Annotated in this window: 14 protein-coding genes and 2 pseudogenes; 4 read left to right on the top strand and 12 right to left on the bottom strand. The window is 57.7% G+C overall.

Features of this window, described 5'->3' with window-relative positions; genetic code table 11:
- Window positions 1-184: 184 nt before the first annotated feature.
- The 6 genes from ACA044_RS18065 to ACA044_RS18040 form a co-directional block, all read right to left on the bottom strand.
- Window positions 185-877: an SOS response-associated peptidase family protein gene (locus ACA044_RS18065; protein WP_497442618.1), complete on the bottom strand. Its 693-nt coding sequence runs from the start codon at window positions 875-877 to the stop codon at window positions 185-187.
- A 190-nt stretch (window positions 878-1,067) separates the two neighbouring features.
- Window positions 1,068-1,859, bottom strand: a complete 792-nt coding sequence (locus ACA044_RS18060) for an ABC transporter ATP-binding protein (RefSeq protein ID WP_497442617.1) — start codon at window positions 1,857-1,859, stop codon at window positions 1,068-1,070.
- Between the two features lie 67 nt (window positions 1,860-1,926).
- Window positions 1,927-2,778 carry a nitrate ABC transporter permease gene (ntrB, locus tag ACA044_RS18055; RefSeq protein ID WP_497442616.1) on the bottom strand — a complete coding sequence of 284 codons (852 nt, stop codon included), beginning with the start codon at window positions 2,776-2,778 and terminating at the stop codon, window positions 1,927-1,929.
- Between the two features lie 15 nt (window positions 2,779-2,793).
- Window positions 2,794-4,080, bottom strand: a complete 1,287-nt coding sequence (locus ACA044_RS18050; protein ID WP_497442615.1) for a CmpA/NrtA family ABC transporter substrate-binding protein — start codon at window positions 4,078-4,080, stop codon at window positions 2,794-2,796.
- A 569-nt stretch (window positions 4,081-4,649) separates the two neighbouring features.
- Window positions 4,650-5,297, bottom strand: a complete 648-nt coding sequence (locus ACA044_RS18045; protein ID WP_497442614.1) for a hypothetical protein — start codon at window positions 5,295-5,297, stop codon at window positions 4,650-4,652.
- Complete coding sequence (locus ACA044_RS18040; RefSeq protein WP_497447256.1) at window positions 5,294-5,860, bottom strand: methyl-accepting chemotaxis protein; 567 nt, start codon at window positions 5,858-5,860, stop codon at window positions 5,294-5,296. The genes ACA044_RS18045 and ACA044_RS18040 overlap by 4 nt, the downstream gene beginning before the upstream one ends.
- Before the next feature lie 1,208 nt (window positions 5,861-7,068).
- Between ACA044_RS18040 and ACA044_RS18035 the strand changes: the two genes are divergently transcribed.
- Entirely contained in the window at window positions 7,069-7,431 is a 363-nt protein-coding gene (locus tag ACA044_RS18035; RefSeq protein ID WP_497442613.1) for a DUF6463 family protein, read from the top strand.
- A 148-nt stretch (window positions 7,432-7,579) separates the two neighbouring features.
- Window positions 7,580-7,939, top strand: coding sequence for a VOC family protein (locus ACA044_RS18030; RefSeq protein ID WP_497442612.1), 360 nt, complete (start codon window positions 7,580-7,582; stop codon window positions 7,937-7,939).
- A 116-nt stretch (window positions 7,940-8,055) separates the two neighbouring features.
- Here the strand turns inward: ACA044_RS18030 and ACA044_RS18025 are convergent.
- From ACA044_RS18025 to ACA044_RS18015, 3 genes and pseudogenes are all read right to left on the bottom strand, one after another.
- A pseudogene (locus tag ACA044_RS18025) lies at window positions 8,056-8,136 on the bottom strand (DUF1120 domain-containing protein); the annotation flags it as partial.
- Between the two features lie 238 nt (window positions 8,137-8,374).
- Window positions 8,375-8,794: a CS1 type fimbrial major subunit gene (locus ACA044_RS18020; protein WP_497442611.1), complete on the bottom strand. Its 420-nt coding sequence runs from the start codon at window positions 8,792-8,794 to the stop codon at window positions 8,375-8,377.
- A 124-nt stretch (window positions 8,795-8,918) separates the two neighbouring features.
- Window positions 8,919-9,065: pseudogene (locus ACA044_RS18015) on the bottom strand (polysaccharide lyase family 7 protein); the annotation flags it as partial.
- 256 nt (window positions 9,066-9,321) lie between these two features.
- Between ACA044_RS18015 and ACA044_RS18010 the strand changes: the two are divergent.
- The gene (locus tag ACA044_RS18010; protein ID WP_497442610.1) at window positions 9,322-9,723 is read left to right on the top strand and encodes a YfeK family protein; all 402 of its coding nucleotides are present in this window, start codon (window positions 9,322-9,324) and stop codon (window positions 9,721-9,723) included.
- 47 nt (window positions 9,724-9,770) lie between these two features.
- Here the strand turns inward: ACA044_RS18010 and ACA044_RS18005 are convergent, their stop codons facing one another.
- Window positions 9,771-10,313, bottom strand: coding sequence for a DinB family protein (locus ACA044_RS18005; protein ID WP_497442609.1), 543 nt, complete (start codon window positions 10,311-10,313; stop codon window positions 9,771-9,773).
- A gap of 472 nt (window positions 10,314-10,785) precedes the next feature.
- The gene (locus ACA044_RS18000) at window positions 10,786-11,766 is read right to left on the bottom strand and encodes an AraC family transcriptional regulator (RefSeq protein ID WP_497442608.1); all 981 of its coding nucleotides are present in this window, start codon (window positions 11,764-11,766) and stop codon (window positions 10,786-10,788) included.
- Between the two features lie 187 nt (window positions 11,767-11,953).
- Between ACA044_RS18000 and ACA044_RS17995 the strand changes: the two genes are divergently transcribed.
- Window positions 11,954-13,138, top strand: coding sequence for an aldo/keto reductase (locus tag ACA044_RS17995; RefSeq protein WP_497442607.1), 1,185 nt, complete (start codon window positions 11,954-11,956; stop codon window positions 13,136-13,138).
- Between the two features lie 369 nt (window positions 13,139-13,507).
- Here ACA044_RS17995 and ACA044_RS17990 read toward each other — a convergent pair whose 3' ends face one another.
- Window positions 13,508-14,407, bottom strand: coding sequence for an AraC family transcriptional regulator (locus ACA044_RS17990; RefSeq protein WP_497442606.1), 900 nt, complete (start codon window positions 14,405-14,407; stop codon window positions 13,508-13,510).
- Between the last annotated feature and the right edge of the window lie 69 nt (window positions 14,408-14,476).

Raw genomic sequence — 14,476 nt, 5'->3', positions numbered from 1 at the left:
TAAAATTTCTCGTCGAGCAGCAGCGTAGCTGGCTATCAGTCGTCGTGCTTCCCTCTGGCCTCAGAGATGGCTTGCGTCCGTGGTATCGAAGGGGGCACGAGATGCAGTGGAGCAAAGCCGATGATCGGTATCACCGGTATTGGTGAGCAGGAATTGATCGCGCTGTCGGCTTGTCGGGCATAGCTCAGGGGCGTAAATCGCTGATCGGTCTGATCAGATCTGGACCCTGGTTGTGCACGTTGCCAATAGCCTGGTCGACCTTGAACCACTCGAACGCCTCGGTTGGCTCCCCCTGCAACAACACCATCTGTTCGGCGCGACTCTTGGGCGTAGCCGGGTCCAGCCATTCCCGGGCCAGTTCGGGGCTTAGCGTCACCGGGCGCCGGTCATGGAAATCCACCATCCCACCTTCGCTGTCGGCGGTGATGATCACGAAGCCGTCATGCTCGTCCGGTTCATGTTCGTACCTTGGGTACTGACCAATCGCGGCGCACAGGATCGGTGCGCGATCTTTGCGGCGGATGAGGTAGGGTTGTTTCTTCGGGCCGCCCTCGTAAAACCATTCAAACCAGTTGTCGATCGCGATGATCGCCCGGTGCGGCCATATCGCCTTGAAGAATGGGTCGTGGGCGACTTTCTCAACCCTGGCATTGATCGGCGTTGCGTGATCCTTGGCCCAGTGCGGCCGCCATCCCCAGCGCACCCTATCGGCGTGCAGCACGCTGCTTTCCTGGTGGAGCAGGGCGAGTTGAGTCGACGACGCGGCGTTGTAGAGCCCGAACGGCTGATCGCCGACGTTGTTAACCAGGGCATTGGGCATGCTTAGCGCTGCGACGAAGTCATGGATGCCTCTGTATTGGGAAAGCCGTCCGCACATGGTCAGGTCCTCCGTCTGTCATTTCAGCGTAGACCAGCCCTCGGTTGCCCAGTGACGAAGCCTTGTCCCGAACAGGCAGCGCAAGCGTTTCTTCAGTTTCGCCGATGACTCTGGCGTTATCGCATGGGCCCCTTCGCGTATGCCAGTCAACGTGACTGGCTGGCATACGCGCGAGGCGGGCTTTGCGTTCTCAGGCCGCCGGCATTTGCTGGCGATGGTAGAGGAACTCGAGGACCGTCGTGCGATAGCGGTGGTACTCGGGGTCGTTGGCCAGCGCCAGGCGGTTGCGTGGTTTTGCCAGGCCAACGCTAAGGATCTCGCCGACAGTGGCCGCCGGCCCGTTGGTCATCATCACGATGCGGTCGGAGAGCAACACCGCCTCATCGACATCATGGGTGACCATCACCACGGTGCTCTGAGTGGCTGCAACGATACGCAGCAGTTCGTCCTGAAGGTGCGCGCGGGTGAGGGCGTCCAGCGCGCCGAAGGGTTCGTCCATCAGCAGAATTTTCGGCTCCATGGCCAGTGCGCGAGCGATACCGACACGCTGCTTCATGCCCCCGGAAATTTCGTTGGGGTGCTTATGCATCGCGTGGTCAAGGCCAACCATTGCCAGTGCCGTTTCGGTGCGCGCCTTCAGCGCAGCCTTGTTTTCGCGTTTGCCGAATACCTTCTCCACGGCCAGGTGCACGTTGCCGAAGCAGGTCAGCCAAGGCAGCAGGCTGTGGTTCTGAAACACCACCGCACGCTCAGGGCCGGGGCCGTCGATCTCGCGACCGTTGCAGATCAACCCGCCACCATTGGCGTCAAGCAGACCGGCGATCAGGTTCAACACTGTGGATTTGCCACAACCGGAATGGCCGATCAACGAGACGAACTCGCCGCGGGCGATGTTCAGGTTGACGTTGCTGAGGGCCTGGAAGCGGCCTTTCCGGGTATCGAAGTGTTTGCTGACCTGGGTCAGCTCGACGAATTTTGTCATCTCGGTACTCCTGCATCGGGTAAGCGTCAGGTGCGGGTAACCCACCCATTCACCAGCGCGAGTCGGTTCAGTTGGTGTAGTCGAAGCGTTTGGCGATCCACAGCAGACCCTGCTCGAGCAGCAGGCCGACCAGACCGACGATGATGATGGCGATGAGAATGTGTTCGACGTTGAGGTTGTTCCATTCGTCCCACACCCAGAAGCCCAGGCCGACACCGCCAGTGAGCATTTCTGCGGCGACGATCACCAGCCACGCCACGCCGATGGACAGGCGAATGCCGGTCATCAAATGCGGCAGCACCGAAGGAAACAGGATATGGGTGAACACCTTCCACTCGCTGAGCTTGAGCACCCGCGCGACGTTCAAGTAATCCTGCGGCACGCTGGCGACCCCCGCGGCGGTGTTGAGGATGATCGGCCAGATCGAGCTGATGAAAATCACCCAGATCGATGCCGGACCGGCAGCCTTGAACACCAGCAGGCCGATCGGCAACCAGGCCAGCGGCGAGACCGGACGTAGCAGGCTGATGATCGGCGCGAACATGCCGCCGAGGAAGGCGAAGCGGCCGATCGCGAAGCCCAGCGGGATACCGAGCAGGGCAGCAAGACCAAAGCCGACGCCGACCCGGCCAAGGGAGGCCAGCACGTTCCAGCCGATGCCCATGTCGTTCGGACCGTTGTCGTAGAAGGGGGCGCTGAACAGCTCCAGAGCCGAATACCAGGTCGCCAGCGGGCCGGGCAGGCCTTCGCTTCGCGCTGCTATCAATGCCCAGACGGCGAGAAACAGGGCGATACCCAATACTGGGGCAATGCCATCCCTGGCGCGTTGACGCAACCCGCTCAGAAGGGGAGAGCGACGCTCTGGCTGGGTACTCGCCGTAGTGGTGGGCGGCGCTGGCAACTTGAGGGGTGCGTTCATGGCGGGTTACTCCGGTCAGGCTTTGATGGTGAAGGAGTTGGCATAGGCGGCCGGATTGGAGCCGTCCCAGACCTTGCCGTCGATCAGGGTGCTACTGCGCAGCGGACTGCCCGGTATGGCCAGGCCCAGCTGGCTGGCGGCTTCGCCGTAGAGTTTGGTCTGGTTGATGGACTTGGCCACGCCGGCGTAGTCCACATCCTCCTTGAGCAGGCCCCAACGGCGGAACTGAGTGAGGAACCACATACCGTCCGACAGGTAGGGATAGTTGACGCTGCCATCCTTGCAGAAGGACATCGCATGTTCGTCCGTCCATTGGTTGCCTAAACCGTCGTCGTAGTGGCCGAGGAAGCGTTGTTCGATCACTTCCACAGGAGCATTGACGTAGGCTTTGCCGGCGATCAGTTGGGCGGTGCTTTTCTTGTTCTCTACGCTGGCCTCGATGAATCGGCTGGCGTCGAGCACTGCCATGGTCAGCGCCCGGGCGGTGTTGGGGTATTGCTCGACGAAGGCACGGGTGGTGCCAAGGATTTTCTCCGGGTGATCGGGCCAGAGTTTTTGGGTGGTAAGGGCGGTGAAGCCGATGTTGTCGGAGATCGCCCGGGCTCCCCAGGGCTCGCCGACACAGAAGCCGTCCATGTTGCCCACGCGCATGTTGGCGACCATCTGTGGCGGTGGCACCACGATGGTTTTCACGTCGCTCATCGGGTTGATGCCGAGGCTGGCGAGCCAGTAATTGAGCCACATGGCATGGGTGCCGGTGGGGAACGTCTGGGCGAAGGTCAGTGGGGTACCGCCTTGCTTGACCTTGGCTGCCAGTTGCTCGCCATTGGTCACGCCCGCTTGCTGCAACTGCCTGGAGAGGGTGATCGCCTGGCCGTTCTGGTTCAGCCCCATGAGCATGGCCATATCTTTCTGCGGCCCGCCGATGCCCAGTTGCACGCCATAGATCAGACCGTAGAGCACATGGGCAGCATCCAGCTCGCCATTGAGCAGTTTGTCGCGCACGCCGGCCCAGGACGCCTCTTTGCTTGGCGTGATGGTGAGGCCGTATTTTTCGCCGAAACCCTGGGTTGCCGCCACCACGATTGATGCGCAGTCGGTGAGCGGAATGAAACCGACCTTCAGTGCAGCCTTCTCCGGTGCATCGCTGCCGGCAGCCCAGACCGCACTGCGCAGCAAACCCGGCGCGGCCAGATCAAGGGCGGCGATCCCGGCGACCGTGCCTGCCGCCACCAAGGATTGCTTCAGGAAGGTGCGCCGGCCGGGGTGCACCGGATGTTGCGAGTCACGCTCATCAGTCATATCCACATCCTTTTTTGAGGGGTAAACAAAAACGGCGTGCGCCAGGCACCCTCGATAGAGGGACCTGGCGGACGCCGTTGTCCGGAAAGTGCAGCACGCCGCCATTGGCGTGCTGCATGAGTCTGTAAGACAGCCATAGCAAAGGGCTTGCCAGGTTTGTGTCCGATCTTTTTTCTGCACTAAAAAGCCAATTGGAACAAAGGCTTGAAGTGGCTTTTGATGTCATCGAAAAGGATATCGAAGGGGGCGTAGAGCCAGGGGGAGCGAAGCGCTGATCGTTTGTTGGGCGGCTTAGGTGCGAGGTGAACTAAAACGGCTCTCTCTGCACCCGCTGCGAAGTCGAATTATCTCTAATGCCGGTAAGTTCAGCCGTTACGCGAACCGTAGCAGCTGGCGAAGCCTGCGTTCGGCCGCGCAGCGGTCGCAAACAGGCGATATGCGGTCCTTCTGAAAGGACGAAGTTTGCCATTTTGCGAGCGCTGCGGTCGGGCGCGACCCCGGCTCGAACGCAGTCTTCGGCTGCTGCTACGGGGAATGTGCAAAGCCAGAAATTCCTTAACTTACCGACCTCAGCCCAGATCCCGGCGGATGGCGTCGAGGTGCTCGTCGAGCAATGGGGTGAGAAGGGCGTAGCACTCCGCTGGGGCGATGGACACCGTGGTTGTACCGATCAGGCAGCGTTGCAGCCGTTCGAGAGCGTTGTGCAGCGAGCGGGGGGCATGCCTGAGCAAGCGCTCGTGCAGGTATTGCAATTGAACAAGCATTTCCAATGGGCAATTCTGATTGGCGGCGGCGCGCACCGACAGACCGCGCAGTCGCCCCAGGTCTTCCAGCTCCCAACAGCGCTCGGCGATGCTAGGGGGCTGCAGATTAAGCGCGCAGCGCTGCAGTTCGAGGTGCTGGATGGCGCCGAGCAGGTCTTGCAGCAACCGGCAATGGCCATCGAAATCCGCTGGATCGCGGCGTAGCGCGCTCCAGGCCTGGCACTGTGCGGAATACGGCCACTCTTTCCAGCGTTGGTCGAGCGAATGCCCCAGTGCCTGGCAACGCTGTTGTGCCGCGCGGGTGGTCTGTCCGCCGAGGCCGCGATGCTGTTGCAGGCCTTGCAGCAGGTCGAGGCCCAGCGAGAGAGCCTGCCTTAGTTCCGTGTCTCCCTGTGGCAGACGGCTGCGTCGGGATTGCCCACCCTCGAGTGCTGCGGCGAGTTGTAGGTTCATGGGCGGCTTCCGACAGTGAGCTGGTTGAGATAGCGGGTCAGGTCGTGCAGCGTATGGGTCTGCATGCTCTGCTCCTGCACCGCCCCATTGACCTGTTGCAACTGTTCGCTGAGGGCATGATTGGCTTGTTGGTGCTCGCTGAGCGCCTGTTGCATGGCGCCGAGGTGTTGCAGATTGGTCTGGCTTTGTTGGGCCAGGTCGTCGAGGTTGGCGGCGAGGTGCTCGCTCTGCTGGCTGCCTGCTTCCAGCAAAGAACGGTGTTCTTTGACCTCGCCATCCACCTGGCGCACGGCTGTGGCGATCGCCGTCGCGGCCGTGGTGATTTCGTTGGTCGCCCGGTCGGTGGCCTGAGCCAGGCTGCGGACTTCGTCGGCGACCACGGCAAAACCACGACCGTGCTCGCCAGCGCGGGCAGCCTCGATGGAGGCGTTGAGTGCCAGTAATTGGGTCTGCTTGGCCAGTGCCTGGATGCTATTGACGGTGCTTTCCACTGCGGTGGTGCGCTGCAGCAATGCTTCCACAGCCTGCGCGGTATTGCCCAGACTGTGCTGGATGGCACGCATGCTGCCACCCACTGAACGCGCTTGCAGACAACCAGCGTCGCTCTGGGCATGGGCGTTGGCGAAGGCCGCCAGCGCCCCTTGGGCCAAGGCCTCGATACTGTGCAGGGTCTGATCGATCTGCTCGCTGGCGGCAGCGATCATGGCGATCCGTTGACTCTGCTCTTCACCCTGGTCGCGGGCCTGCTGGGCCATTTTTTCCAGGGCACGGCTGGCGAAATGGACTTCACTGCGTAAACGCTCGCCGTTGCGCAGCTGCATGCTGGCGGCCACCAGCAGCGTCGCCGGGTCGGCCTTCTGGGCGCCGCGTAACAGACGGGCCAGTTCAGTATTCCAGAATGCCTGCAGATGGCGTTGATGACGCTCGCGAAGATGCCAGGCGCACCCCAGGTAGAGAACGCCAGGTATCAGCGTCAGTGCGCTTGCGGGCTGTGCGGCCAGTGCGAGACCGCAGGCGCCGAGGGCCAATCCGAGTGGTAACCAGAGGCCGATCCTGCTGCGTTCGAGCAGGGCCATGCCAGGTTCGAACAATACCCGGAGTGCAATGCCGGCAGGGCGTGACCTGCCGACATCGCTGTGCAGAGTCGCGATGGCATGACCCGTGGGGAGTATTCCTTGAGCAGGCATGAGGATTTCCTTTTATGCCGGGGTGAAAGCAAAAACGGCGTACGCCCACCTGCCGCAATGTGCAGGGAAGCGGACGCCGTTGTCCGTGATGTTTGCGAAGCCATCGTCGTTGATGGCTCAAGCCTGACCATACCCAAGCAAGTTGTTTGCCAGCATGTGCCATCACCGGTAAGCAAGCGTGTCGTCCATCCAGTGAAAAGGGGCACTCCATTCGATCGCCACGATGAATGATGGGCCAGGCGTGGAAGGCACTCGTAGAAAAGACCGGATAAGAAGAGGGACAGGCATTGAGGGCAGGCCGACCTCATTCTGGTTAAAGGCGATCGACGCACCAGTCACGGGAGTTGTTGAGCTGCAGTGCTCTGTTCTGGTTCGAGCGAATCAAGGTTGGGGTTCGAGGGGAGGTGTTTATGGCTGCTCCGCAGCTTTGAGTCATCAAATATTTGCGGCTGGCGTGCCATCGGTGGCGCAGCCTAGCATGCGGTTCAAGCCGCTCGCTGCGCTCACTCGGGATCGGCTAAAACCAGCTCCTTAACCAAGCGTCAGGCACTTATCCAACCTTACCGTTACGGAGCATATGAGATATGTCAAACATCGTCGCATGGACCCTGTTCGCCTTGGGCATCTTGCATATTCCGTTCGGTATTATCAAGTTCAAAACAGCATTCGCCGCCGCTGTAGACGCTGGCTTTGTTGACCAATTCAGAGCGCACGAAGATCGACGTACTGCCCTCTGGTTTACCGTGCTGGGGCCGCTTTTTATGCTCGCAGGGCATACAGCGATTCACGCCGTAGCAGTTGGTGATCTCGCGCTACTTAAAATTGTTGGCATCTATGTGCTTATGATCTCGATCATTTGCGTCACTGCTGTTCCAAAATCGGGGTTCTGGGCAATGCTGCTGGTTGCTCCGCTGATCATCGCGGCAGGGTATGGCTTGTACGCGTGACAAACGCTACAAGCTCACCTTCGTCTAACGGCCTTGCGTTGTGCTGACATGGTCGCCTCCAGGGTGGCGGGATGAGTTGGACGGTGGCGTGTTGAGGATTTACGTCTAAGATGGCTAGCTGATTTGAGTGATCCACCAGGGAGGGGATATGAAGCCAGCAATCAATGCGGTGATCATTTATGCGAAGGATGTCGCGAAAACATCTGATTTCTACACTCGGCATTTTGGGTTTTCCGCATTGCCGGAACTCAATGGCATCACGGAACTGACTTCGCCAGCAGGTGGCGCCAAGCTACTTCTGCACAAGGCGGCCAAAGGCCTAAAGAACGGTCAGGCGTGCGTCAAAATCGTTTTTGACGTGGATGACGTTCGGGCTTTCAAGGAGATCTCGGCAGAAAAGGGGCTGCTTTTTGGCCCGACACACGAGGCAGAGGGGTACAGTTTTTCCAATGCCAAAGATCCAGACCAAAATAATGTCAGCATTTCCAGTCGTGCATTCAGATCGTGACCTGATCCAAAACCTCACGGCTGCACTCATCCGTTCCGCTGGTTGCCGATGAGGTTTTATTGGGCGGAAGATCTGCCTGCTTATGAGGGGGCTTGTTGTCCTAAATATTCATCGATTTAGAGATATTTCACTTCTAGCGTGGCAGAGCCATCGATAGACACCTCGTTCGATAAATCAAGACTGTCAGCGCGAGCTATCGCAACGCTGAGCTTATTCCGCTGAGCGGAAGGTCCGCCCCAGTAAAGCTGAATAACGTCACTGGGCCGCATATCTGGATAGGGCTGAATAGTAACTACCAAGCCTTTGCCTCCTGCCTCCAGCTCTTCCAGATACTCTTTAGATATAAGCTGTTCATCCATGCCTTTGCTGTCCATAAATACCTTCTGATTAGAGTGGAAGAGGGCGTTCACCATGAACGGATGAACGCCCCTAATGCTATTTGCGGGGAACATCGTCGAAAATTACAGTGACTACCCCCGTGTACCGCCCGGTCTGTGTATCGCTGGGTTTCGCTGCACTGATCGTCATTGCTCTCTGTAGTCCTGGATTGCTCTCAGCATCTGCGGCAACCTCTTTGGGCGTCCCATCCAACGTGACGCCACCTAAAGTGATCGTGAGAGGAATCGAGCCCGTACCGTTGGTAAGCGCGGCGGGACCATCCTGTAGATATGCATCAATAGAACCAGCAGTATTTTTCAGCGAAAAAGTAGTAGAAAGTTGTGTTAGCTCGCTGGTTACAGTGTTGTACGTCATCACTTCATCCTTGCCAAAATCAGGATCTAAAGGCTGAGCATGAAATTGTTTTGTGGGAATATCAGCGCGGATATTGATAGTCGTGCTAGCGTCATTTGCCATAAATACCTCCATGTATTGAACTGAAAGCATAGTAATGGGTGTCGGGGAGGGCCCCCTCTGCCGACGACTGGCACTGTATTGTCAGGCTGACGTGGCGACGGTTGTCTTGTTCACGCGAAACGTATCAGGCGTGAGTGATGGAAAGGTCGCTGATAATGCACGCCGAATCGTTTTCCGGGTCCGTGGTGTCGGAGTAGTCGATCTGGTTGTAAACACCGCCGTGGAAGGCGAGAGTTTTCGTGTCCCAGATGTTGTCGAGGCGCATGATTGCGATGCGATCTGTAGCAGCTGGCGAAGCCTGCGTTCGGCTGCGAAGCAGTCGTATAATCAGTCATTGCGGTGCGTCAGGTACACCATGGCAGCCGGACTCACGACTGCAGCGCAGTCGAACGCAGCCTTCGGCAGCTGCTACAAAAAATGCGTCGCGGCCGAAATTGCTTAAGTGAACAGCATCACGATCAGCGTCGGACTTTTTAGTTACTGACTGCTCGGTGCTACAGTCACGCCTTTCAGGACGAGGAAGAATCATGTGGACTTTGAAAGTAGCGGTGACTCGACCCATTTTCCGCCAATGGCTGATCACCGCTTCTATTGGCCTTTTTGCAGTGGCGGGTGGTGCACAGGCTCAAACCACGCCTCAGGCAAACCAAGAGATAAAGGGCTTACTGGATTTTGTGGAGCGCAGTGAGTGTAAGTTCGTGCGCAATGGCAGTGAATACCCTGGACCCGAGGCTCGGGCACATCTCGAAAAGAAGCTGAATTATCTAGAAGGCAAGAATTTGGTGAGCAGTGCAGAAGACTTCATCGATCTCGCTGCCTCTAAAAGCAGCATGAATGGCAAAGCCTATGAAGTGCGTTGTTCAGCGGGCGTCCAACCGACGAGCACCTGGCTGAAGACTGAGCTACAGAGGCAACGCCAGCTCCATTGAGCCTACCCCCGAAACGAGAAGGCCCAGCCCACCCGCTGGGCTTTTTACTATGCGCGAGACTCGCATGGAACTAAGGCGACCAGATCCGTATCGCCTACGTCGACACCAGCTTGTGAAAGCAAGGTGGTAACTTGGCCGCGGTGATGCGTCTGGTGGTTGAAAAAATGCATGACCAAGCCATAAAAGCTCCTGTCAGCAGGTACTCCCTTCATGCTTGTGTAATTGAGGGTGTGATCTAAATCCGACTCTGTAACTGAGCGAGACCATTCGACAATTATCTGGTCGAGCCATCCTCGATGTGCGCAGAGCTCTCGGATATTTGAGAACAGGAGTTGGTTGAGGTTTTCGGGGGTGGGAAGTTGCCTGATCGGCTCCAGTGCTGAGTGGTTCGTTGGGTGATTGGCGAATCGCTTTAGCCAGACTCTGTCTCCGATCGTCAGGTGGTTCAACGTCCCAAGAATAGAGCCAAAGAATGCTTTTCTATCCGCTGAGAGTTCTTCATCGGACAAGCCCCTGGCGGCTGCATAGACCTTCGCGTTCATCCACTCGTTATAGGTCGCCATCAGGCAGATATGGCTGGTGCGGCTCATCGTGTTCGTCCTTTGAGTGGATTCGTTTTCCAGCATTGGTAACTAGATGAAGTAATGATTTACAGCGTTACAACCCAATGTACACCGAAGCATGGATAAATCACCGTCGGTCGTTAAAAAACGCGACAGGAAACTTGCGAAAATTTTGATCTAGTCTTGCCTAAAGGAAAAGCCAGAAACGAAAAAGCCCTGAATAATCAGGGCTCTAACGTACTCAATATGACGGAGGCGATGTCCGGGCTTGCGTAACGATGATGCATCGGATCAGCCGATTTTTTCCTGCTGATAATCGGTGTCTCTGCGAACTTCCTTATTTCATATTGGTTCGTCAACAAGCAAAGTAAATGCGCAAGCGATCCTGTCGATTCAGCCCTTTAATACTTCTTTCCGAGCTCCATGCCTATTCATCACAGGGTTTCACCTTCGTTATGCCTATAGATGTGGGCGCCTATCCGTATCATGCGTGGCGGGGCTAGTCGAGCCGCCCACCATTTTCCCGTGCGTGCTTGATGTCTCTCGAGGGTGGGGCTCCGAAACGCCGGGCATATTCGCGGCTGAATTGAGCGACGCTTTCATAGCCGACTCGCAACGCGGCGGTGTTCACGTCTACCCGCTCGGTCAACATCAGGCTGCGCGCGGCTTGCAGCCGTAACGATTTTTGATATTGAACGGGGCTGGTGCCAGTCAGCTTGCGAAAGTTGTGATGCAGAGTAGAGCTGGCCATGCCCGATCGTTCGGCGAGCTTGGCCACGTGAAGCGGCTTGTCATAGTGATGCTTCAACCATTCAATGGCTCTCACAATGCCCTTGTCTCGGTAACCATCACGAGTGACGCTGCGTAACCACTGGCCCGCCCCACTGAGCAGCAGCCGAACACATATCTCCCGCTTGATAAGGTCCGACATCAGGTCTGCTTCAAGCGGCCGTTCGATCAGCGTGGCGAGTCGAGCGAACGCGTCGAGCATCTCACTTGACGCCGCACCAGATGCGAAGCCCCGTGCTTCAGAAGCCATTTCCTGCCTGGGTGGTTCCAAGGTCTGGATCACCTCATTGAGCATGGAAAGATCGAGCTTCAACACAACTGATAAATAAGGGGTTTGCTCGTTAGCCGCGGTAACGCGAGCTAGTGTGGGTATATCGACCGAAGTGACGAAGAACGCCCCCTGCCCGAACTCACAGGCTTCCTCACCGAACGTGATCTCCTTCGCCCCCTGCAGAATGATGGCTACGCAAGGCTCATAAATGCAGTACGTGGGCGTACCTAGCTCGGCCATTCGATAAAAGGTCAGGCCTGGAATCGATGTTGTGCAGACCTCATTCAAACCAATCTGCATGGTGACTTTTTCGATAAGCCGTCTGAGTGCCTGGAGGCGTTCGTTGGGCTGAGCGGGTTCGCGCAAGCTCAGGGAATGCACATGGCCGAAACCGAACTGCGAGAAGGAATCGCTCGTCATCACATGCACCCTGTTAACGGAGTGTTCGAGTCTGCTGAGAGTGCGTGCTCAGCACAAGCGTATCGGCAGGATTATGCACAAAATATGGCGTATTAGGGTCACCCGGCTAACCCTCGTTGTTCTAATTTCTAGTACGAATACCGGCTTCGATGAGCCCGTGAAACCTCAGTCGCGAAAGGAAAGTTGGATGGACAGACGAGATTTTCTTACCTACTCGGCGGCTGGTGCTGTTGCAGCCGCTTTGCTGCCAGCATCGAGTGTCGCAAGTTCGGTGGCTACAGCCCCAGCGCCCTCTTCGCTGACAGAGCTCGGAAGCGTGATGCGTACGGAAGGGCGGCTCGTGCGCGCAGACCTGCCCGTCAATTTGCCCTCGCATACAATGAGATACATGACACCTCAACGCTTTGGTATGGGCGGGACGCAGATCGGCAATATCTTTGCGCCGATCAGCGACGAGCAGGCGGGTTTGGTTCTGCAGGCTGCTTGGGGTGCGGGTGTAAGGCTTTACGACACGTCGCCGTTCTACGGGTTTGGCTTGAGTGAACATCGTCTAGGCCGCTTTCTGCACGGCAAAGATCCAGACGACTATGTGGTCTCCACCAAGGTCGGCCGCGTATTGACGGCCGCTGGTGGCCTGCGCGCGGACCATGCCATCTGGAAGTCGCCGGCACCCTTCAAATATCGATATGACTACACCGCAGCAGGCGCGCGTCGCTCCGTGGAAGACAGTCTGCAGCGTCTGGGGTTACCACGTATCGATATCGTCTTTATCCATGACATCTCGCCAGATAACACCGAGCTGGAAGGCGGATGGGAAGCGGCGTATCGAATTGCGCGCACAGGGGCGATGGTTGAGCTTGAAAAGATGCGTGATGAAGGGCTCATCAGGGCATGGGGCTTCGGAGTCAATACGCCGAACGCCGTGGTTCAGGCACTGGCCAGTAATGACCCGACTCCCGACATCGTGTTGCTTGCTTGCCAGTATTCCCTCCTTGACCACGGCGATGCGTTACGCAGCACCTTTCCTGCGTTGAGAAGGAAGGGCACCAGCGTCGTGGTTGGAACACCACTGAATGATGGATTTCTGGGAGGTCGCAGCCGATATAACTTCAGCCAGGATCTACCTGCCGGGGCGGTAGAAAAGCGCGCGCGAATCATGGCGGTTGCCAGCCGACATGGCATCGACATTCATACTGCCGCCTTGCAGTTCGCAGCGGCACATCCGCAAGTGTCCGCGATCATTCCGGGGGCGCGCTCGCCGGGGCAGGTAGTTTCCAATGTACAGGCGATGAAGGTCGGTATTCCGGCAGCCTTTTGGGAGGAACTGAAGAGCCAGAGCTTGATCGATGCTCAAGCACCGGTTCCTTCCTGAGTAGGGTCCACGCCCGTGCTACCTGCTGATGTGAAGCTCACCTTGGCGAGCTCTGCTGCGCACGCGGCGCGGGAATATGCTGACCGAGTAAAGGCAAAAATCGGGCCTGCCCTCATCCTTAGTGCACACCGTCATCAATCGCGGACGTAAGGCCACCAGCGGGCCTTGAGCTTTTGCCCGGGATCACCGGCCGAGCAGTTGTTTAGGTGATGCCAACAGCCTCCAACGCGCGGAATGCCGCTATTGCTGCGCGTGTCGACTTGGTCTGAGCGTGCGCCCCAGCGTCGGAGGCCTGCTGCAGGGGGCCCGTTACCGATAGCGGATTAAGTGCCTATTCGCTCTCAGACAATCCGTAGACAAGTCTGCGGTTTACGCCCTTGTTGGAGTGCCGATCGCCTGCCGTATCTCACGCACGTCGCGTGCAGGCGATGCGCCGAATTGCCGTAAATATTCGCGGCTAAACTGTGATGCGCTTTCATAGCCGACAACGAACGCCACGTCAGACGCGCGATGCTCGCCGGCAAGCAAAAGCTGGCGAGCTTCCTGCAATCTAAGCTGTTTCTGATACTGGATGGGACTGAGGCCTGTCATCGACAGAAAATGGCGATGCAGGCTCGCCCGGCTCATGCCGCTTGCATCGCACAACGCCTCGATGCGAAGTCGAATGTTGTAATTGTCCCTGATGCAGGCAACGGCCCGCCGGATGCTGCCCAGTGTGCCATCGGGTTGGGCAATCTGACGCAACAGCCGCCCCTGGGGGCCCTGTAGAAGACGATAGAGCAATTCCCGTTCGACCATGGGGCCGAGAACCGGAATGTCGGCAGGTGTGTCGAGCAATGACAATAAGCGGAGCAACGTGTCGCGGAGCGAAGAGGTCATCGGGTTTATCGTGATTCCAATCCCTTTTTGTTCGCTCTCGCGAACCGGCGGCATGGTCGCCGCCAGTTCCGCCAGTATGGCCGGATCCAGCACGAGCGATACCGCAACGTAGGGCTGCCCCCCTTCAGCATCAAGAATCTGTCCAATCAAAGGCAGGTCCAGGGCGCTGATGAGATACTGCTCACTGTCGTAGCTCAGTAGATTGTCGTTAATCGCAACGCGCTTCGATCCTTGCAGGATGAAGCAGATCATCGAGCGATACAGGCATGGCGCCTTGTCTGTAGAGCCTTGTCCGACGCAGAGGTCTACACGCGGGATACGTGTGGCAGTCAAACCCGGTGGCGCATGGCGCAGGGCTATATCAAGATGCGGTACAAGATCGTTGTTCATGAGCCGATTATGCCTGCGCCCCGCCACCGCGCAATATGATTGATACAATCAGGCAATAAATTGAGCTTA

This window comes from Pseudomonas sp. LBUM1673 (assembly GCF_059695645.1).
The sequence above is the reverse complement of the archived record's forward strand: the minus strand, read 5'-3'. Positions and strand labels throughout refer to the sequence as shown.

What these genes read in the sequence shown, in the direction of transcription:
- ACA044_RS17990 (WP_497442606.1), bottom strand. Translation starts at nt 14,407, where the DNA reads ATGAACAACGATCTTGTACCGCATCTTGATATAGCCCTGCGCCATGCG.
- ACA044_RS18005 (WP_497442609.1), bottom strand. Translation starts at nt 10,313, where the DNA reads ATGAGCCGCACCAGCCATATCTGCCTGATGGCGACCTATAACGAGTGG.
- ACA044_RS18010 (WP_497442610.1), top strand. Translation starts at nt 9,322, where the DNA reads ATGTGGACTTTGAAAGTAGCGGTGACTCGACCCATTTTCCGCCAATGG.
- ACA044_RS18020 (WP_497442611.1), bottom strand. Translation starts at nt 8,794, where the DNA reads ATGGCAAATGACGCTAGCACGACTATCAATATCCGCGCTGATATTCCC.
- ACA044_RS18050 (WP_497442615.1), bottom strand. Translation starts at nt 4,080, where the DNA reads ATGACTGATGAGCGTGACTCGCAACATCCGGTGCACCCCGGCCGGCGC.
- ACA044_RS18065 (WP_497442618.1), bottom strand. Translation starts at nt 877, where the DNA reads ATGTGCGGACGGCTTTCCCAATACAGAGGCATCCATGACTTCGTCGCA.
- ACA044_RS18040 (WP_497447256.1), bottom strand. Translation starts at nt 5,860, where the DNA reads ATGCGTGCCATCCAGCACAGTCTGGGCAATACCGCGCAGGCTGTGGAA.
- ntrB (WP_497442616.1), bottom strand. Translation starts at nt 2,778, where the DNA reads ATGAACGCACCCCTCAAGTTGCCAGCGCCGCCCACCACTACGGCGAGT.
- ACA044_RS18060 (WP_497442617.1), bottom strand. Translation starts at nt 1,859, where the DNA reads ATGACAAAATTCGTCGAGCTGACCCAGGTCAGCAAACACTTCGATACC.
- ACA044_RS18000 (WP_497442608.1), bottom strand. Translation starts at nt 11,766, where the DNA reads ATGACGAGCGATTCCTTCTCGCAGTTCGGTTTCGGCCATGTGCATTCC.
- ACA044_RS18030 (WP_497442612.1), top strand. Translation starts at nt 7,580, where the DNA reads ATGAAGCCAGCAATCAATGCGGTGATCATTTATGCGAAGGATGTCGCG.
- ACA044_RS18045 (WP_497442614.1), bottom strand. Translation starts at nt 5,297, where the DNA reads ATGAACCTACAACTCGCCGCAGCACTCGAGGGTGGGCAATCCCGACGC.
- ACA044_RS17995 (WP_497442607.1), top strand. Translation starts at nt 11,954, where the DNA reads ATGGACAGACGAGATTTTCTTACCTACTCGGCGGCTGGTGCTGTTGCA.
- ACA044_RS18035 (WP_497442613.1), top strand. Translation starts at nt 7,069, where the DNA reads ATGTCAAACATCGTCGCATGGACCCTGTTCGCCTTGGGCATCTTGCAT.